Here is an 18511-nt window from a genome sequence, read left to right as displayed (position 1 = left end):
TGGGTAGATGAAAAGCTAACACCTAGAGAGGACGAAATTCGTTCTCTCTTTCTTTATGTTCAAAGCAATCAAAATCCGTTTTTTAAAGTTTTCAAAGTTCCTGAAACCAAAAGCATTTCTCTTAATGATTTTGATGAGATTGTTGGTAGCTTCCAGTTTGGCGTTGGAATAAGGCAATTCCATGGCGTTTAAAACCTTTTCTTTATCCTTTAGAAATGTCTTAAATACCGTCTGGAAATAGGATCAACATTGGCTATTTCCTGTTCGATAAGGTCAAAGAAATGAACTGAGTTTTTCTAGAATTTCCTTGTTAGTCAAGTGCATGCGAAACATAGGGCGATAGAATCATTTATCGCTGAGTTTACGGCTATCTTATTGAAGTAAATCAGTCCGGTGGACTGATTTAGCCTGAGCCTAGAAATAAGAAAGCGAGGTTTCCAGTAGCGTTTCAAGGATCGGTATTCCTGCGATTTTCTGTCGAATTGATTCATAATTAGAATACGAACGCGGTTCATAGCACGGCTAAAGTGCTGCACAATGTGAAAGCGGTCCAGAACAATCTTGGCGTTTTGAAATAGCTGTCTAGCCAATTTGTAGTAAGGACTAAACATATCTATGGTAATGACTTTGACTTGATTTCTAACCTTTCTAGGATAGCGTAGAAAGTGGTTTCGGATGGTTGCTTGTGCTCTTCCGTCCAGAATAGTTATGACATTTAGGGAGTTGAAATCTTGAGCGATAAAGCTCATTTTCCCCTTCTTGAAGTCATATTCATCCCAGCTCATCACCTCAGGTAAGGTATTCCAATCTGTTTCAAACTTGAACTCATTAAGCTTTCTCATAACTGATGAGGTTGAGATAGATAGCCTGTGTGCAATATGTGTCATTGCTTGATTTTCGATGAGTAATTGAGCAATCTTCTGGTTAACAGCGACGGAGATTTGGTGGTTCTTCTTGACAAGAGGAGTTTCAGCGACCGCTATTTTTCCGCAATCTTTACACTTGAAGCGACGCTTTCGAAGACGGATAAGCAGTGGGAAACCAGCTGTTTCTAGGTAGGGGATCTTAGAGGCTTTCTGGAAATCGTATTTTGCCATTTGTCCCTTACAGGAGGGACATTTAGGGGCTGTGTAATCCAAGTGACCGTGGAGTTCTAAGTGAGTTCCCAGGTCATATTCATTAGAGATAGTAATATTTTTGTCTTTAATTCTGAGAAAATTTGTGATAAGATTTAGTTGTTCCATATGAACCCTTTCTAATGAGTTGTTTAGTCGCTTTTCATTATAGGTCATATGGGACTTTTTTCTACACTCCAAAAGGCTCCACAATCTCCATGGTGGTTTTACCCACTACAGAAATTATAGAGCCAAAAAACAACCCCGACGGGTTGTTTTTTCACGAGCATGAAAATTCGAAGGCGAGTAAAGGTCCAGTGGACCTTTTTATCATGAGCTTGAAAACTGGAGAGCGAATAACAACCCCGACGGGTTGTTTTTTCACGAGCATGAAAATTCGAAGGCGAGTAAAGGTCCAGTGGACCTTTTTATCATGAGCTTGAAAATCATAAGGCAAACTAGTCTGGCAGCATAGATGACACTTTTTGCTCGAAATTAAAATCCATCTTCTGCCTAATATAGATTTTTATGTTATACTTGGTTACTCGAGAATATGTGAGGAGGAAAGTTATGGCTAGACACCTAGTTTTGAATATTGCAATGAGTTTAGACGGTTATATCGCTCGAACAGACGGGAGTTATGATTGGATAGAGGGGCATGGTACAGATAAATATGACACTACCTTGCAATTCGATAATCCTGCATTTTTCAGTAGCTGTGATACGGTCATCATGGGGCGAAAATCATTGGAAGATTGCCCTCTGGAGATGATTGAGGGATATCAGGAAAAGCAGTTTATTATTGCCAGTCGTTCTGAATATGCTAACTATAACAATGTACGATTTGTAAAGGACATTGTTGCAGAAATCGAGCAATTGCGAGCAGAAGAAGGTGGTGATATCTGGCTTTTTGGTGGTGCTAGCTTGGTTCAAACCTGTCTAGAAGCTGGAGTGATTGACCATTTCATTATTGGGATTATTCCAATAATCTTAGGTGAGGGTATTTCACTTTTTGATGGCCTGACTAAAGAGCAGAAATTGATTTTAGTAGAGTCTACAGTAACCGATGGCATTGCCATGTTACGGTATGATATACGAAAATAGAAAAAAGGTGGACCAATGGTTCACCTTTTTAGTCTACTTAGTTTTTAACACCAGCAGCAATTTCTGGATTAGCAAAGGCATCATCAATGATGTCTTTCAATTGCTTAGCAGAAGCTTGCATTTTTTGCAATTCTGAGTCGTTCAATGGAATGTTTACTGGACGAACGATACCGTGTGCACCGATGATAGCTGGTTGACCGATGAAGACATCTTCAACACCCTTATATTGACCAGCTTGGTATACTGACAATGGAAGAACTGCATTTTCATCGTCAAAGATTGCTTTTGTGATACGAGCAAGAGCAACACCGATACCGTAGTAAGTAGCACCTTTTTTGTTGATGATAGAGTAAGCAGCATCACGGACAGATACGAACAAGTCAACAAGACCTTGCTCATCGATGTCGCGGTTGTCTTGCAACCAATCATACAATTTCACACCAGCAACGTTAGCGTGTGACCATACCGCAAATTCAGAGTCACCGTGTTCACCCATGATGTAAGCATGGACAGAACGTGCGTCGATACCGATTTTTTCAGCCAAAGCATGACGGAAGCGAGCTGAGTCAAGAGAAGTACCTGAACCGATAACGCGCTCTTTAGGGAATCCTGAGAATTTCCAAGTTGAGTAAGTCAATACGTCAACTGGGTTAGCAGCAACAAGGAAGATACCGTTGAAACCAGATTTAACGATTTCAGAAACGATTTGTTGGTTGATACGAAGGTTTTTCTCTACCAATTCAAGACGAGTTTCACCTGGTTTTTGTGGCAAACCAGCTGTCAAAACAACTAGGTCTGCATCGTGAGCATCTGAGTACTCAGCAGAGTAGATTTTTTTAGGTGAAGTGAAGGCCAATGCGTGGCTCAAATCTTCTGCGTCACCTTGTGTACGGTCTTTATTGATATCGATGATACCCAATTCTTGACCGATACCTTGGTTAACAAGGGCATAAGCATAAGCTGAACCTACGGCACCATCACCGACAAGGATAACTTTTTTGTGTTGTTTAGTTGCAGTCATTCTAAACATCTCCTTAGTTTTATTTGGGGATGATATCATCCCAACCATCTACCATTCTAGCACTTTTTATACATTTTGTCACTTGTGAAAGGGACTTTGAAAATGTTTACATGATAGTTTTCAATAAAGAGTTTTGTCGTAAAATATGGTATAATAGAGGCACAATGACTGTTGAAAGAGGCATAAGATGCAAGATAAAAACTTAGTAACGGTAAACCTGACCAATGAGATGAAATCTTCCTTCATCGACTATGCGATGAGTGTTATCGTTTCACGTGCTTTGCCAGATGTGCGTGATGGTCTCAAGCCTGTTCATCGCCGTATTTTGTACGGAATGAATGAGTTAGGGATTACACCAGATAAACCCCATAAGAAATCTGCCCGTATTACAGGGGATGTTATGGGTAAATACCATCCGCACGGGGATAGTGCCATATATGAAGCTATGGTACGTATGGCGCAGTGGTGGAGCTACCGCCATATGCTAGTTGATGGCCACGGAAACTTCGGTTCTATGGACGGTGACGGAGCTGCTGCTCAGCGTTATACAGAGGCTCGTATGAGCAAGATTGCTCTGGAAATGCTCCGTGATATTAACAAGAACACGGTAAACTTTGCGGACAACTATGATGCCAGTGAGCGTGAGCCAGAAGTTCTACCGGCTCGCTTCCCTAACCTTTTGGTCAATGGTACGACTGGTATTGCCGTTGGTATGGCAACCAATATTCCGCCACATAACCTGGGCGAAACCATCGAAGCTGTGAAGCTGGTGATGGACAATCCAGAGGTAACAACTCGTGAAATCATGGAAGTCCTTCCTGGGCCAGACTTTCCGACTGGTGCCTTGGTCATGGGCAAATCTGGTATTCACCGTGCCTATGAAACAGGGAAAGGCTCTATTACCCTTCGTTCTCGTACGGAGATTGAAGAGTATGGAAACGGCCGTGAGCGCATTGTCGTTACTGAGTTTCCATACATGGTTAACAAGTCCAAGGTACAAGAGCATATTGTCAAATTGGTGCAAGAGAAGCGTATCGATGGGATTACAGCTGTTCGTGATGAATCCAACCGCGAGGGTGTGCGATTTGTCATCGAAGTTCGTCGCGATGCTTCTGCCAATGTTATTTTGAATAATCTCTTCAAGCAAACTCAGTTGCAGACTAATTTCAGTTTCAATATGTTGGCCATCCAAAACGGGGTGCCGAAAATTCTTTCTGTCCGTCAGATTTTAGAATCCTATATTGAACACCAGAAGGAAGTAGTCACTCGTCGTACGCAATTCGATAAAGAAAAAGCAGAAGCGCGTGCTCATATCTTGGAAGGCTTGCTGATTGCCCTTGACCACATTGATGAGGTCATTCGCATTATCCGTAATTCAGAAACAGATGCTATTGCCCAGGCTGAGTTGATGGAGAAATTTGAGCTTTCTGAACGTCAGAGCCAGGCTATTCTTGATATGCGCCTCCGTCGATTGACAGGCTTGGAACGTGACAAAATTCAGTCTGAATATGATGAGCTGATTGCCTTGATTGCTGATTTGGCTGATATTTTGGCCAAACCAGAGCGTGTTGTGACCATTATCAAGGAAGAATTAGATGAGGTCAAACGCAAATACGCTGACCCACGTCGTACAGAATTGATGGTCGGAGAAGTTCTTTCTCTTGAAGATGAGGACTTGATTGAGGAAACAGATGTCTTGATTACCCTGTCAAATCAAGGATACATAAAACGTTTGGCTCAGGATGAATTCCAGGCTCAGAAACGCGGAGGACGTGGTGTTCAAGGAACAGGTGTCAAGGACGATGATTTTGTGCGTGAGTTGGTTTCGACTAGCACCCATGACCGCCTCTTGTTCTTTACCAATAAAGGTCGTGTTTATCGTTTGAAGGGGTATGAAATCCCAGAGTATGGCCGTACGGCTAAGGGATTGCCAGTTGTCAACTTGCTCAAGCTAGAAGAAAATGAAGCAATCCAGACCATCATCAACGTGACCAAGGACCAGGAAGCAGACAGTTATCTCTTCTTCGCAACCCGTCAGGGTGTTGTCAAACGGACCAGTGTTTCAGAATTTGGCAATATCCGTCAAAGTGGTCTTAAGGCCTTGAACTTGAAAGAAGATGATGAATTGATTAACGTCTTCTTGACAAATGGTCAGGCGGATATTATCATGGGAACCAAATTTGGTTACTCTGTTCGCTTTACAGAAACAGATGTTCGAAATATGGGGCGTACTGCAACGGGTGTTCGTGGTATCAATTTACGTGAGGGAGATCAGTTGGTTGGTGCGACCATGATTTCAGATGAACAAGAAGTCCTTGTCTTGACAGAAAAAGGTTTTGGTAAGCGAACACCAGCCAGCGAATATCCTACCAAAGGCCGTGGTGGTAAGGGGATTAGGACCCTCAAAGTTGCTGAGAAAAATGGATCTCTGGCTGGTTTGACAACGGTATCTGGTGATGAGGACATTATGGTCATTACCGATACAGGTGTGATTATTCGTACAAGTGTTGCCAATATTTCCCAAACTGGTCGTTCAACCATGGGTGTCAAGGTCATGCGTCTAAATGATGAGGCAAAAATTATGACATTTGCACTGGTAGATGCTGCAGATGCTAAGACTGAAGAAGAGCAGGAGTAGTTCTATGTCAAAACGTGCTAAAAGTAAAAAAGGAAAAAGTGGGATTTGGCGTAATCTTCTAGCTTTGCTGCTGGTTTTGATTTCTCTAGCTCTCATCTTTAACACCTCTATCCGTAATTTTATAATTGGATGGAATACCAATAAATACCAAATTTCAAAAGTGACTGCTGAGGACATTGAAAAAAACAAAGAGGCAGAAACTACTTTTGATTTTGAACAGGTTCAGGCAATTTCAACGGAAGCCATATTGGCGGCCCAATGGGAAGCGCAACGGTTGCCAGTAATTGGTGGTATTTCAATCCCAGAACTTGGAATCAATTTACCTATTTTCAAAGGTGTGGGGAACACATCTCTAATGTACGGTGCTGGAACCATGAAGGAAACCCAGGAAATGGGGAAAGGGAATTATGCTTTGGCTAGTCACCACATTTTTGGTGTAGCCGGTGCGGCGGATGTTCTCTTCTCTCCATTGGATAGGGCCCAGAATGGTATGAAAATCTATATCACTGACAAGACCAATGTCTATACTTATGTGATTGACAGTGTGCAGACAGTTACACCTGAGAGTGTCTATGTCATTGATGATGTAGAAGGACGTACAGAAGTAACATTGGTAACTTGTACAGACTATGATGCGACTGCACGGATTATCGTAAAAGGTGTGCTAGAATCAACAACGCCTTATACTGAAACCTCACAAGATATACTTGATTCATTTAACAAATCATATAACCAATATGATTATGGTCAGTAAGGTTTAAGACTGAGAATTTTCTCAGTCTTTTTTCATTTTCTTGCTTGTTTACGAATAAAATAAGTGAGGAGGATTTTATGTACCAAATTGATTTTAAGGAAGAGGCACTTTTGCCACGAGAAAGATTGTTAGAAGTTGGGGCAGAAAAATTAAGTAATCAGGAATTATTGGCTATTTTCATCCGAACTGGAACCAAAAATGAGCCTGTTTCTATCCTGTCCAATAATCTACTCAATCGCTTGGAAAGTCTGGCCGCCCTAAGGGAGCTCTCCATTGAAGAATTGCAGAGCTTGACGGGCATCGGTCGTGTTAAAGCGATTGAAATCAAGGCCATGATTGAGCTAGGAAAACGGATTAACCAGTCGGAGCTATTATTGAATGAACGAATTTTAGGCAGTGAGAAATTGGGTCGAAAGATGATCCAAGAACTTGGAGATAAAAAACAAGAACATCTAGTTGCCCTCTATCTCAATACGCAAAATCAGATTATCTGCCAAAAGACTATTTTTATAGGAAGTGTCAACCGGAGTATTGCTGAGCCAAGAGAGATCTTGCATTACGCGGTAAAATGCATGGCAACATCCATTATCATTGTTCATAATCATCCGTCGGGATCCGTTGAGCCAAGTAGGAACGATTTATTGTTTACCGAGAATTTAAAAAAGTCCTGCGAAACACTAGGACTGGTCTTGTTGGATCATTTGATTGTAGGCAATAAGGATTATTATTCTTTTAGGGAAGAAAGTGAGCTATTTTAGAGGATAAAAAGAGAGGAGCCGGGAATTCGGTTCCTCTGTTCATTATTCACCCTTGCGCATGAAATAGAGAAGGGTTTGCAACTCGCTGGTCAGGTCAACATACTGAACGACTACATCTTTGGGAACCGATAAATTGACCGGAGAGAAACTGAGAATGCCTTTGACACCAGCTTCTACTAATATATCGGTTACCTCTTGAGCCTTGATACTTGGGACAGTCAGAATAGCTGTTTGGGCACCTGCTTCCAAAATACGTTCCTTGATTTCAGAAATAGCATGGATGGGAATATTTTCATCAACGGTTCCAACCGCTGGATTGTCATCCGCTTCAAAGGCCATGACAATTTTCATTTTATTGCGCTCATGGAAGCGGTAGTGGAGTAGGGCACGGCCCATATTTCCGACACCGACAAGCATAACATTTGTAATCGAATTGTCATTGAGAATTTCCGCAAAGAAATCCATCAATTCTTTTACATTGTAGCCAAAGCCACGGCGACCTAGTTCACCGAAGTAGGAGAAGTCACGGCGCACGGTTGCGGAGTCGATACCGATGGCTTCTGCAATTTCCTTGGAGCTAGCTTTTTCAATATTTCCGGCATAAAAGCGTTTAAAGATACGATAGTAGAGCGAAAGGCGCTTGGCAGTTGCGCGCGGGATATCTGCTTTTTTTTCGTTTTTCACAATGACCTCCTTAAATATGGTTGGCGACAATACTATACTAGCTGACTGGTCTAATGCTTATTTTACTTGAGTATAGGCCTACCAATTTTTCATTCATTTTCAATTCTTTCTTCTATTCTAGTCCAAGATTGTGAAAAAATCAACAGATTGGATTGAAAAAGACTAAGCATGAAATCTTGCCTAGTCTAGTGTTTGAAAGTAGCGGTAGAGGTCACCAATGGTTCCTTTATAATCTAACTCGTGACCATCTCGTGTTAGTTTGGTTACAGGATAGTAATCAGGAAGAGTGAGGCAACCTGAGAAGGCCAGTTTGGCTGCATCCAGATTGTCAAATTCCTGTTTTCTGTCTATTTTGTAAGCATCTTGATAGTGAATAATAATCATGCTTAACCTTCCTTGGTAAATAGGTCACGGTCCACTAAGCTATCCATCAAGAAGTAGAATTTTTCCTGGATGACCTTGTTTCCATTTTCTTTAAAGATATTGACCAAGTGCAAGCCAGATTTGTCTGTGATGTTGATTTTAAAACCGTTCAACTCTTTATTGACAATAATCTTTAAAAGAAAACCCTGATTTGAGTTAGGAACTTCTTCCAAGAGGCGCGTGAGTTGGTAGTGCCCTGCTTTTGTTTGTTCAAAAGTGGTATCTCTCAGGGTGTATTTTTTGATGTTAGAGCTAATGTGATAGGTAAATGCGCAATCTTTTAGGTTAACTGATTGTTGAAAGGCCATTTTATCCTCCAATGATTTTTTGTAATTCTGTAAGAAGAATATCAATCTCTTCTAGAGTATTTGTTTCAGATAGGCTGATACGGATGGATTCTTTTAGCCGATGGGAATTTGTTCCGTACATGGCTTCAAGTACATGACTGTTCTGAACAACGCCAGCAGTACAAGCTGACCCACTTGAAACTGCAATTCCAGCCAGGTCTAATCTCATCAGAACTTGCTCATTGAGCTTGTCTGGGAAACCTATGTTGATGACATGAGGGAGATGGGAACCAGCTTGATTGATATAAAATGTAGCCCCATCTAGTCCGGAAATGAGATGTTCTTTCAAACTTTCGATATGGGCTGTATGTAGCTCAAGTAACTGGATTTGTTCCTTGAGGGCAAGTGCCATGGCAGCTATTCCTGGTAGGTTCTCTGTGCCTGCTCGGTGTTGTCGCTCTTGCTTACCTCCATGAATAAGTGCGTCAAATCCTTGCAAGCGACTATATAGAAAACCAACTCCCTTTGGTCCGTGGAATTTATGGGCAGAAGCAGCTAGAAAATCAATCCCATAGTCAGCGGGCTTCACATCCATTTTTCCGATTGCCTGCACAGCATCTACATGGAAGACTGCCTGATGGTCGGCCAATAGTTGACCAATTTCTTTAATGGGAAGCAGTTGACCAGTTTCATTGTTGGCAAACATGGTGCTAACCAAGATGGTATCTGGGCGTAGGGCTTCTTGGATTTGCTGGGCAGTGATGACATGATTGATCGGCTGAATATAGGTTACTTCAAATCCAAAACGCTCCTCAAGATACTGCATGGTATGAAGAACTGCATGGTGCTCGATAGCAGTAGTAATCAGGTGCTTGCCTTTGGCTTGATTGGCAAGGGCATAGCCCTGAATAGCCAAATTATCAGCCTCAGACCCTCCAGCTGTAAAAATGATATGATCTGCTGGGACATCGAGAACTTGGGCGATATCCTGTCTGGCTTGGCGTAAAATTTGGTTGGCTTTGCGACCAGCCTGGTGAATACTGGAAGGGTTGCCATAGGTTTCTTGCGCTACTTCCAACATCCGTTGGAGAGCAGTGGGAGATAGGGCAGTGGTGGCTGCATTATCTAAATAAATCAAATAAGGTACTCCTAGTTATTTTTTTCAGGATTTGTAAACTTAAAGAGTGGGCTAAGTGGTTGGTGTTCTTGAATACGATGGATGGCATCAGCAATCAAGTCACTAGCAGTGATGAAGGCGATATTTTTAGGCTCTTGTTCCTTACTTGCGACTGAATCGGTTACAAGGATTTCTTTGATTGGAGAAGCGTCCAGAAGTTCCGCCGCACTACCCGCGAACAGACCATGGCTGGCAACAGCGTAAATTTCAGTAGCTCCGCCCTCTTGAACGATTTTTGAGGCTTGTGAGAAGGTCCGACCAGTATTTAGGATATCATCAACCAAGATAGCTTTTTTACCAGCAACATCCCCGATGATGTAACCTTCTGAACGCTCAGAATCATCTTGAGCGTAGTCGATAATAGCAATAGGAGCATTCAAGAATTCCGCGATATTACGCGCACGTTTGATACCAGAATTTTTTGGACTAACGATGACAACGTCTTCACCACAGAGTCCTTTTTCCATGTAATAAGACGCGAAAAGAGGTTCTGTAAGAAGATTATCAACTGGAATATCAAAGAAACCTTGAATTTGAGAAGCGTGTAAATCGAGTGTTAGGACACGGTCAACACCTGCTTTGACCAACATATTGGCAACAAGTTTAGCAGTGATTGGTTCGCGTGGAGATGCGGTACGGTCCTGACGAGCATAGCCAAAATAAGGCATAACAGCAGTAATAGTGTTTGCACTTGCACGTTTGCAGGCATCAATCATAATCAGCAATTCCCACAAGTGGTTGTTGACTGGGTAGCTAGTAGATTGGATGATATAAACATCTACACCGCGGACAGATTCTTCAATGTTGATTTGGATTTCACCGTCTGAGAATTGGCGTGAGGATAATTTTCCTAGTGGAAGACCAGCTGATGCGGCAATTTTTTCAGCGATGGCACGATTGCTATTGAGTGAGAAGATTTTAATGTTATTTTCACCGAGTGGTTGACCCATTTTCAAGTAACTCCTTTTACACACTAAGCTTTTATGAGAAACATAAAAGAAAATTTTACAATAGATGGTTCTATTCTATCAAAAAAAAGAAATTTTTTCAGTATTCAAGTAAAAAAATCAGCCTTATTGGACTGATTTTCGATGGCTAGCAGTTCGTGCAACCTTACTACGGGCATATTTAAATTGGATGGAGTTCTTCTTGAGAAAGTCTTCAAAGAGAATTTTTCCTTGGTGGGCATCAGTTACTTCAACTTCCAGTTCGTAATCCACTTGCCCGGCATATTCATTTTCATCTAGAGCCATAAGTCCGATGGAGGTTTCTTTTTCATGACGTTTGGTAGTCAGGCTCCCCCAGACAGCCAGTTTGTCAATCGGAACATCTGTGGCTGAGATGATGTCGGCAATGTGTCCTGCGGGCAGTTGGAAGTTTTCGATTAACTGATGAGCAGTCTGGATGTCTAGAACTTGATTGTACTCTTGATTGCCAATTTCCTGGGGAATTTTTAAGGTCAGCTCTGCTATTTCCTTAAAAGTCCGTATACGGAGTGAAAAACGGTGGTTCTTCATATCTAAATCAGGAGTGTCAATATAGTGGTTGGTTTGAAGAACAGGGCTTACGTCTGAAAAATCAGAGAGAAGGCGTAGGTACTCGGATTTGGTTAATAAGGTTTTATACTCAATTTCAAGGTGGTTTTTCATGCAGTAAACCCTTTCAATGTGTTATAATAGAATAGTCTTTGTGTTATTCTAATACAATTTAAAAATTTTGACAAGAAAGGGGCAGTATGGACTTTAACTGGGAAGAATTTTTAGACCCCTATATCCAGACAGTAGGTGAGTTGAAAATCAAACTGCGTGGTATTCGCAAGCAGTACCGGAAAGCCAATCGCCACTCTCCTATAGAGTTCGTGACTGGTCGGGTAAAGCCTATTGAATCCATTAAGGAAAAGATGGCCCTACGACAGATTAAGTTAGAAAATCTTGCTCAAGATATGCAGGATATTGCTGGGCTTCGAATTATGGTTCAATTTGTGGACGATATTGAGGAAGTCTTGGCGATTTTACGCAAGCGCAAGGATATGCAGATTGTCCACGAAAGGGATTATATTAACTACCGAAAGGCTTCTGGCTACCGGTCCTATCATGTAGTTATTTCATACCCCGTGGACACCATAAATGGCAATGAAACGGTACTGGCAGAAATCCAAATCCGTACTCTTTCCATGAACTTCTGGGCGACTATTGAGCATTCCCTCAACTATAAGTATAAGGGAAATTTTCCTGAAGAAATCAAGAAACGCTTGGAAGTAACAGCAAAGATTGCCTATGAATTAGATGAGGAGATGCGAAAAATCCGTAACGACATTCAGGAGGCCCAGGCCTTATTCGATCCTGCACATAGGAAGCTGAATGACGGTGTCGGAAATAGTGATGATACAGATGAAGAATACAGGTAGAAAAAAAATCGCTCTGCTCGCTAGCCGAAATCCAAAGAGTGAGGCAGTTTCCAAAGAACTTTGGACAAAATTGAAAGAAGCAAATTTCATACTGACACCTAAAAATCCTGATATTGTGATTTCAATCGGTGGTGATGGTATGCTCCTGTCGGCCTTTCATAAGTATGAAAAGTTGATTGACCGTGTGCGTTTTGTCGGTATTCATACAGGCCATCTAGGATTTTATACGGATTACCGTGACTTTGAAGTAGATAAACTGATTGAAAACCTTAAATTAGATACAGGTGCAAGGGTGTCCTATCCCATTTTGAATGTCAAGGTCAAACTACTGGATGGTCGGGTTGTGGAGGCGCGTGCTCTGAATGAGGCGACCATCAAGCGTTTATCCAAAACCATGGTGGCGGATGTCATTATCAACAATGTACCGTTTGAACGCTTTAGGGGAGATGGCATCTCAGTATCTACTCCAACTGGTTCGACGGCCTACAATAAATCTTTAGGTGGTGCTGTTTTGCATCCGACCATTGAGGCCTTGCAGATTGCAGAAGTAGCCAGTCTAAATAACCGCGTTTATCGGACCTTGGGTTCTTCTATTGTGGTTCCCAAAAAAGACAAGATAGTCATTGAGCCCAAACATAGTGACCGCTATTCTATTGCCGTTGATAACAAGACCTATGTTTATGATAATATCGAAAAGATAGAGTACCAGATTGACCAGCATAAAATTCATTTTCTTGCTACCCCTAGCCACACCAGTTTCTGGAATCGGGTCAAAGATGCCTTCATTGGAGAGGTGGAGTAATGCGGTTTGAATTTATAGCTGACCAGCATACCAAGATTAAAACCTTTCTGAAGAAACATGGTGTTTCCAAGGGCTTGTTGGCAAAAATCAAGTACACAGGTGGCAATATTTGGGTTAATGATATAGAACGCAATGCAACTTACTTGCTTGATATTGGAGATAGGGTTACAATTGACATACCAGCTGAGGAGGATTTGACCGGAAGTTTGAAACCGATTTCTTTTCCGCTGGATATTATCTATGAAGATGACCACTTTCTTGCTATCAATAAGCCAGTTGGATATGCTTCGATACCCTCAGCACTCCATTCTTCTACCATTGCCAATTTTGTCAAGGGCTATCTGGTCGATCAAGCTTATGAAAACAAACAGGTTCATATTGTCACGCGCTTGGATAGGGATACATCGGGGGTCATGCTCTTTGCCAAGCATGGTTATGCCCATGCTCGACTGGACAAGCAGTTGCAGGCCAAGCTCATTCACAAACGCTATTATGCTCTGGTTAAGGGAGATGGTGTTTTGGAAGCTGAGGGGGATATCATTGCTCCAATTGGTCGTCCAGAAGATAGTATTATCACACGCTGTGTGACCAAGACGGGTAAATATGCCCATACTTCCTATCGACTTGTTCAATCTTGGGGCAATATTCATCTAGTGGATATTCAGTTGCACACAGGTCGAACCCACCAGATTCGTGTTCATTTTTCACATATTGGATTTCCTTTATTGGGAGATGATATGTATGGTGGCAGTTTAGAATGTGGTATTCAACGTCAGGCCTTACATTGTCACAACTTGGCCTTTGACAATCCTTTCTCAGCCCAAAGGATTGACTTGGAAGCAGGTCTTCCAGACGATTTTCAGGCTGTTATCAAAATGTTAACTAATAAATAAAATTTTAAGGAGAATTTAGATGGAAATTCGGAATTTATTTGGTGAAATGAAGCAAAAAATCGTAGGTAAAAGACTACGTATCGTTTTCCCAGAAGGTACAGATGAGCGCGTTGTGCGTGCGGCAGCTCGTTTGAAATTTGAAGGTTTGGTAGAGCCAATTATCCTCGGTGTGCCGGAAGCTGTCCATACTTTGTTGACAGATTTTGGTTTCTCAAACCCTGGTATCACAGTTATTGACCCTAATAACTACGGAAACTTTGATGCCATGAAACATGAATTTGTTACTCTTCGTAAAGGCAAGGTTGATGAGGCGCAGGCAGATGAAATTTTGCGTGATGTCAACTACTTTGGTGTTATGTTGGTGCAAATGGGATTAGCAGAAGGTATGGTGTCAGGTGCTATCCACTCAACAGCAGATACTGTACGTCCTGCCCTTCAAATTATTAAGACAAAACCAGGTGTAAAACGTACTTCAGGTGTCTTCTTGATGGTTAAAGACCAGCACAAGTTTGTCTTTGGTGACTGTGCAATCAACATTGAACCAGATGCAGAAACCTTGGCAGAGATTGCAATCCAATCAGCAGAAACTGCTAAAACATTTGGTATCGATCCAAAAGTAGCTATGATTTCATACTCAACAAAAGGTTCAGGTTCAGGTCCGCGCGTTGACAAGGTTGTAGAAGCAACTCGCTTGGCTCAAGAACTTCGTCCGGACCTCTTGATTGACGGTGAACTGCAGATGGATGCTGCCTTGGTTCCTGATACAGCACGTTTGAAAGCACCTGGAAGTCCAGTAGCAGGTCAAGCCAATGTCTTTGTCTTCCCAGCTATTGAAGCAGGCAACATTACTTACAAAGTAGTTGAGCGTCTTGGTGGTTACGAAGCGGTAGGTCCGGTCTTGCAAGGTTTGAATAAGCCTGTGAACGATCTTTCACGTGGATGCAGTTCAGAAGATGTTTACAAGCTTGGTATCATCACAGCTGCACAAGCAATTGCTGCTGAATAAACGGATGAAAAGATTTTTTAGATATTTTAAACCCTATCAGAAGGAAGCGATTCTAGGTCCGGTTTTTAAACTATTAGAAGCTAGTTTTGAGCTCCTAGTCCCTTTAATTATCGCTTTCATTGTTGATACAATCATTCCAAATGGCAATCAGGGGGACCTGGTTGCCATGCTTTTATTATTGGTCGGTCTATCTTGTGTCGGTATTCTCGTTTCACTTACTGCCCAGTATTTCTCGGCCAAGGCAGCAGTTGGAGTGACAAAAGCTTTGACCAATGACTTGTACCAGAAGGTTCTTTCGCTTCCAAAATCTAGTCGGGATATTCTTTCGTCTTCAAGTCTATTGACCAGACTGACCAGTGATACCTTGCAAATTCAGACAGGCATCAATACATTTTTACGCTTATTTTTACGGGCGCCGATTGTTGTATTTGGTTCGCTGATGATGGCCTTCTACATTAGTCCTAGTTTGTCTGTCTATTTTCTAGGAATGATTATCCTCTTACTTATCATAGTGACAGGAATTTCCATTATTACTAGCCGCATGTATCAATCCATCCGCAAGGATGTAGATAGTCTGGTAGGGCAGGTAGGAGATACGGTTATGGGTTGGAGGGTTATTCGTGCATTCGGACAAAAAGCGCGTGAGATCAAGACTTTCCAGGGCATCAATCAGACCTACAAGAAACACCAGTTGCAGGCTGGTTTTTGGTCTAGCCTCCTATCTCCCCTGACTTTTCTTATTGTTAATACCACCTTGCTCATTCTCATCTGGCAGGGAAATGGTGCAGTTTCACAAAACTTACTTGAACAAGGGATGTTGGTTGCCCTCATCAACTATCTTTTGCAAATTCTGGTTGAGCTGGTTAAGATGATTATGGTTGTTTCTACCCTTAATCAGACCTATATTTCAGCCCAGCGTATCCAAGAGGTTTTTGAACAAGAATCTGAGGATGTGGAAGCTGATTTGCCAGAAGGACTTAGTAAGGATAAAGAGCTGATTTTTTCTGTCAACCATCTTTCTTTTGCTTACCCAAAATCTGCAGAGAAGGTCCTATTGGATATAACCTTTGAACTGCCTAAGGGACAGTTTATGGGAATAATTGGTGGTACAGGTTCTGGTAAATCGACCTTGGTGGATTTGTTACAAGCACTTTATTCCTTACCGATACAACAGCTTTCTCACTCTATTGACGGGAAAAGTCCTCGGAATTTGAAAACTTGGCGGCAACAAATAGCGATAGTTCCTCAAGAGGCTCAACTCTTCGCCGGAACCATTCGTTCCAATCTCTCATTGGGCTTAGACACTGTGGCGGATAGCGACTTGTGGTCTGCATTGGAAATTGCACAGGCTAAATCTTTCGTTGAGGAAAAAGGTGGTCTGGATAGTCCTGTAGAAGCCTTTGGGAAGAATTTTTCTGGCGGACAAAGACAACGCTTGACCATTGCGCGTGCTATTTTACAGAAGGCTCCAATATTGATTTTGGATGATGCAACATCCGCTCTGGATTATTTGACGGAAAGTCGCTTATTGGCAGCAATTCGTCAAGAATTTCCTGAGCAGACCTTGATTATGGTGTCACAAAGAACCAATAGTTTGCGTAGGGCAGATCAGATTTTAGTTTTGGATCAAGGTCACCAAGTTGGACTTGGTCGCCATGAAGATTTGCTGAGAAGCTCTGCTATTTACCAAGAAATCGACCAATCTCAACATAGGGAGGAGGATAGCCATGAAGCAATCTAGTTTTAAGCAACTGATTCGATTGGTTTGCAAGCAGCCTCTTAGAATAAGTTTCATGCTGGTGGGAACCTTGGCACAGGTCTTGTTAACAGTCTATCTACCAATATTGATTGGTCAAGCTGTTGATGCGGTGTTGCTAGCAGATAGGCAGATTTTGCTTGTTTTACTGGGGAAAATGGGTCTTGTTATCGTACTCAATACCTTGGTGCAATCCTATCTCCCCCTTGAAACCAATCGTTTGGTCTATGGTATGGTTGCAGATTTGCGTGAGCAGGTCTATATCAAGTTGCATCAGCTGCCCTTATCTTATTTAGACCGTCAGTCTGTTGGTGACTTGGTCGCTCGTTTTTCTAGTGATAGTGAGCAGTTGACCAATGGCTTGCTAATGATTTTTAACCAATTTTTCATTGGTCTGTTAACCATATTCCTAACCATTTTTACAATGGCTAGGCTAGATATGACCATGATGTTGGTCGTCGTAGCCTTGACCCCGCTTTCGCTGATTATAGCACGCTATATCGCCAAGAAGTCCTATGGTTATTATAGAAAGCAAACTCAGGCGCGTGGTCAACAGTCCCAGTTGCTTGAGGAATCCATCAGTCAGTTGACCTTGATTCAGTCTTTCAATGCTCAGGAGCAATTTACAGCGCATTTTCAAGCAGTCAATGACCAGTATGCGACCTATTCTCAAAAAGCCATTTTTTCCTCATCAACGGTCAATCCAAGTACCCGCTTTGTCAATGCACTCATCTATGCCTTGCTAGCTGGTCTGGGGGCCATGAGGATTATGGCTGGCAATTTTACCGTTGGCTCGCTGACAACTTTTCTCAATTATGCTAGTCAGTACAGTAAGCCCTTTAATGATATTTCTTCGGTCCTTTCGGAATTGCAAAGCGCTTTAGCTTGTGCAGACAGGCTGTTTGTTATCTTGGCTCAAGCTAGTATTGACGATCAGGCAGAGCGGAAAATCGATTCAGAGGAGTTAAAGGGAGCTATTTCCTTTGAAAATGTGTCTTTCACTTATAGAGATGAGCAATCTTTGATTGAAGACCTGAATATTGATGTCAAATCCGGTCAAAAAATTGCCATTGTTGGACCAACAGGAGCTGGGAAATCAACTATGATTAACCTTCTCATGCGTTTTTATGATGTGACGGCTGGTCAGATTGTGTTAGATGGGGTTCCCATTAGTCAGTATAGCCGTGAGGACCTTCGTAGGCAGATTGGCATGGTTTTACAGGAAACCTGGATCAAATCTGGCACCATTCATGATAATATTGCCTACGGCTATCCCAATGCCACAAGGGAATTGGTCGTTGAAGCGGCTAGGGCAGCCAATGCAGACTTCTTTATTCGACAGTTGCCAGAAGGGTACGATACTGTACTATCAGATGGTGGAGCTTCTTTATCACAAGGCCAACGTCAGCTCTTGTCCATAGCGCGTGTCTTTGTTAAAATCCCTAAAATCCTGATATTAGATGAAGCAACCTCATCCATTGATACACGGACGGAACTCTTGGTACAAGAAGCCTTTGGCAAGTTGATGGAAGGGCGGACCAGCTTCATCATTGCCCACCGATTGTCAACCATTCAATCAGCTGACTTGATTTTAGTTATGGTGGCTGGAAAAATTGTTGAGCAAGGAAATCATGATGATTTAATGGCTAAAAAAGGTATCTATTACCAAATGCAAAATAGCTAGAA

General features: G+C 42.0%; 17 protein-coding genes and 1 pseudogene. 10 read left to right on the top strand and 8 right to left on the bottom strand.

Annotation, left to right across the window (positions count from 1 at the left end; translation table 11 throughout):
* Nucleotides 1-15: 15 nt before the first annotated feature.
* Nucleotides 16-1244: pseudogene (locus PW220_RS05805) on the bottom strand (ISL3 family transposase).
* A gap of 441 nt (nucleotides 1245-1685) precedes the next feature.
* Between PW220_RS05805 and PW220_RS05800 the strand changes: the two are divergent.
* Complete coding sequence (locus PW220_RS05800; protein WP_248055196.1) at nucleotides 1686-2219, top strand: dihydrofolate reductase family protein; 534 nt, start codon at nucleotides 1686-1688, stop codon at nucleotides 2217-2219.
* A 37-nt stretch (nucleotides 2220-2256) separates the two neighbouring features.
* Here PW220_RS05800 and PW220_RS05795 read toward each other — a convergent pair whose 3' ends face one another.
* On the bottom strand, nucleotides 2257-3240 hold the full coding sequence (locus PW220_RS05795) for an L-lactate dehydrogenase (RefSeq protein ID WP_105117931.1): 984 nt from the start codon (nucleotides 3238-3240) through the stop codon (nucleotides 2257-2259).
* A 187-nt stretch (nucleotides 3241-3427) separates the two neighbouring features.
* Between PW220_RS05795 and gyrA the strand changes: the two genes are divergently transcribed.
* The 3 genes from gyrA (at nucleotide 3428) to radC (ending at nucleotide 7390) form a co-directional block, all read left to right on the top strand.
* Nucleotides 3428-5878 carry a DNA gyrase subunit A gene (gyrA, locus tag PW220_RS05790; RefSeq protein ID WP_248055203.1) on the top strand — a complete coding sequence of 817 codons (2451 nt, stop codon included), beginning with the start codon at nucleotides 3428-3430 and terminating at the stop codon, nucleotides 5876-5878.
* 4 nt (nucleotides 5879-5882) lie between these two features.
* Nucleotides 5883-6632, top strand: a complete 750-nt coding sequence (locus PW220_RS05785) for a class A sortase (RefSeq protein ID WP_105117929.1) — start codon at nucleotides 5883-5885, stop codon at nucleotides 6630-6632.
* Between the two features lie 77 nt (nucleotides 6633-6709).
* Nucleotides 6710-7390, top strand: coding sequence for a RadC family protein (gene radC / locus PW220_RS05780; protein WP_172049738.1), 681 nt, complete (start codon nucleotides 6710-6712; stop codon nucleotides 7388-7390).
* A gap of 42 nt (nucleotides 7391-7432) precedes the next feature.
* Here radC and PW220_RS05775 read toward each other — a convergent pair whose 3' ends face one another.
* The 6 genes from PW220_RS05775 to PW220_RS05750 all read right to left on the bottom strand — a co-directional run bounded on the left by PW220_RS05775 (nucleotide 7433) and on the right by PW220_RS05750 (nucleotide 11610).
* Nucleotides 7433-8074, bottom strand: a complete 642-nt coding sequence (locus PW220_RS05775) for a redox-sensing transcriptional repressor Rex (protein WP_105117927.1) — start codon at nucleotides 8072-8074, stop codon at nucleotides 7433-7435.
* Between the two features lie 180 nt (nucleotides 8075-8254).
* On the bottom strand, nucleotides 8255-8458 hold the full coding sequence (locus PW220_RS05770) for a DUF4649 family protein (protein ID WP_248033663.1): 204 nt from the start codon (nucleotides 8456-8458) through the stop codon (nucleotides 8255-8257).
* A gap of 2 nt (nucleotides 8459-8460) precedes the next feature.
* Entirely contained in the window at nucleotides 8461-8805 is a 345-nt protein-coding gene (locus PW220_RS05765; RefSeq protein WP_105117925.1) for a DUF1831 domain-containing protein, read from the bottom strand.
* A gap of 1 nt (nucleotide 8806) precedes the next feature.
* Nucleotides 8807-9922 carry a cysteine desulfurase family protein gene (locus PW220_RS05760; protein ID WP_105117924.1) on the bottom strand — a complete coding sequence of 372 codons (1116 nt, stop codon included), beginning with the start codon at nucleotides 9920-9922 and terminating at the stop codon, nucleotides 8807-8809.
* An 11-nt stretch (nucleotides 9923-9933) separates the two neighbouring features.
* Complete coding sequence (locus PW220_RS05755) at nucleotides 9934-10911, bottom strand: ribose-phosphate diphosphokinase (RefSeq protein WP_105117923.1); 978 nt, start codon at nucleotides 10909-10911, stop codon at nucleotides 9934-9936.
* 123 nt (nucleotides 10912-11034) lie between these two features.
* Nucleotides 11035-11610 (bottom strand): CYTH domain-containing protein, encoded by a 576-nt coding sequence (locus tag PW220_RS05750; protein ID WP_105117922.1) that lies wholly within the window; start codon nucleotides 11608-11610, stop codon nucleotides 11035-11037.
* Between the two features lie 86 nt (nucleotides 11611-11696).
* Between PW220_RS05750 and PW220_RS05745 the strand changes: the two genes are divergently transcribed.
* Genes PW220_RS05745 through PW220_RS05720 form a run of 6 tightly spaced genes read left to right on the top strand, consistent with a single transcriptional unit; the run spans nucleotide 11697 to nucleotide 18509 of the window.
* Nucleotides 11697-12368, top strand: a complete 672-nt coding sequence (locus tag PW220_RS05745) for a GTP diphosphokinase (RefSeq protein ID WP_105114800.1) — start codon at nucleotides 11697-11699, stop codon at nucleotides 12366-12368.
* Nucleotides 12352-13170: an NAD kinase gene (locus PW220_RS05740; RefSeq protein WP_105124854.1), complete on the top strand. Its 819-nt coding sequence runs from the start codon at nucleotides 12352-12354 to the stop codon at nucleotides 13168-13170. The genes PW220_RS05745 and PW220_RS05740 overlap by 17 nt, the downstream gene beginning before the upstream one ends.
* Nucleotides 13170-14063, top strand: a complete 894-nt coding sequence (locus tag PW220_RS05735; protein WP_248055205.1) for an RluA family pseudouridine synthase — start codon at nucleotides 13170-13172, stop codon at nucleotides 14061-14063. The genes PW220_RS05740 and PW220_RS05735 overlap by 1 nt, the downstream gene beginning before the upstream one ends.
* A 19-nt stretch (nucleotides 14064-14082) precedes the next feature.
* Nucleotides 14083-15069 (top strand): phosphate acetyltransferase, encoded by a 987-nt coding sequence (gene pta, locus PW220_RS05730; RefSeq protein ID WP_105124856.1) that lies wholly within the window; start codon nucleotides 14083-14085, stop codon nucleotides 15067-15069.
* A gap of 4 nt (nucleotides 15070-15073) precedes the next feature.
* A complete protein-coding gene (locus tag PW220_RS05725; protein ID WP_248055206.1) occupies nucleotides 15074-16810 on the top strand; it encodes an ABC transporter ATP-binding protein in 1737 nt (578 codons plus the stop codon).
* A complete protein-coding gene (locus tag PW220_RS05720; RefSeq protein ID WP_248055212.1) occupies nucleotides 16797-18509 on the top strand; it encodes an ABC transporter ATP-binding protein in 1713 nt (570 codons plus the stop codon). Before PW220_RS05725 ends, PW220_RS05720 begins: the two co-directional genes overlap by 14 nt.
* Nucleotides 18510-18511: the final 2 nt, after the last annotated feature.

Origin of the sequence: Streptococcus sp. 29892 (genome assembly GCF_032594935.1) — a bacterium.
GTDB lineage: Bacteria > Bacillota > Bacilli > Lactobacillales > Streptococcaceae > Streptococcus > Streptococcus hyiners.
The sequence above is the reverse complement of the archived record's forward strand: the minus strand, read 5'-3'. Positions and strand labels throughout refer to the sequence as shown.

Coding starts and splice junctions, on each gene's coding strand:
- PW220_RS05755 (WP_105117923.1), bottom strand. CDS start 10,911: ATGGGTCAACCACTCGGTGAAAATAACATTAAAATCTTCTCACTCAAT.
- pta (WP_105124856.1), top strand. CDS start 14,083: ATGGAAATTCGGAATTTATTTGGTGAAATGAAGCAAAAAATCGTAGGT.
- gyrA (WP_248055203.1), top strand. CDS start 3,428: ATGCAAGATAAAAACTTAGTAACGGTAAACCTGACCAATGAGATGAAA.
- PW220_RS05735 (WP_248055205.1), top strand. CDS start 13,170: ATGCGGTTTGAATTTATAGCTGACCAGCATACCAAGATTAAAACCTTT.
- radC (WP_172049738.1), top strand. CDS start 6,710: ATGTACCAAATTGATTTTAAGGAAGAGGCACTTTTGCCACGAGAAAGA.
- PW220_RS05745 (WP_105114800.1), top strand. CDS start 11,697: ATGGACTTTAACTGGGAAGAATTTTTAGACCCCTATATCCAGACAGTA.
- PW220_RS05795 (WP_105117931.1), bottom strand. CDS start 3,240: ATGACTGCAACTAAACAACACAAAAAAGTTATCCTTGTCGGTGATGGT.
- PW220_RS05740 (WP_105124854.1), top strand. CDS start 12,352: ATGAAGAATACAGGTAGAAAAAAAATCGCTCTGCTCGCTAGCCGAAAT.
- PW220_RS05770 (WP_248033663.1), bottom strand. CDS start 8,458: ATGATTATTATTCACTATCAAGATGCTTACAAAATAGACAGAAAACAG.
- PW220_RS05785 (WP_105117929.1), top strand. CDS start 5,883: ATGTCAAAACGTGCTAAAAGTAAAAAAGGAAAAAGTGGGATTTGGCGT.
- PW220_RS05765 (WP_105117925.1), bottom strand. CDS start 8,805: ATGGCCTTTCAACAATCAGTTAACCTAAAAGATTGCGCATTTACCTAT.
- PW220_RS05720 (WP_248055212.1), top strand. CDS start 16,797: ATGAAGCAATCTAGTTTTAAGCAACTGATTCGATTGGTTTGCAAGCAG.
- PW220_RS05750 (WP_105117922.1), bottom strand. CDS start 11,610: ATGAAAAACCACCTTGAAATTGAGTATAAAACCTTATTAACCAAATCC.
- PW220_RS05800 (WP_248055196.1), top strand. CDS start 1,686: ATGGCTAGACACCTAGTTTTGAATATTGCAATGAGTTTAGACGGTTAT.
- PW220_RS05725 (WP_248055206.1), top strand. CDS start 15,074: ATGAAAAGATTTTTTAGATATTTTAAACCCTATCAGAAGGAAGCGATT.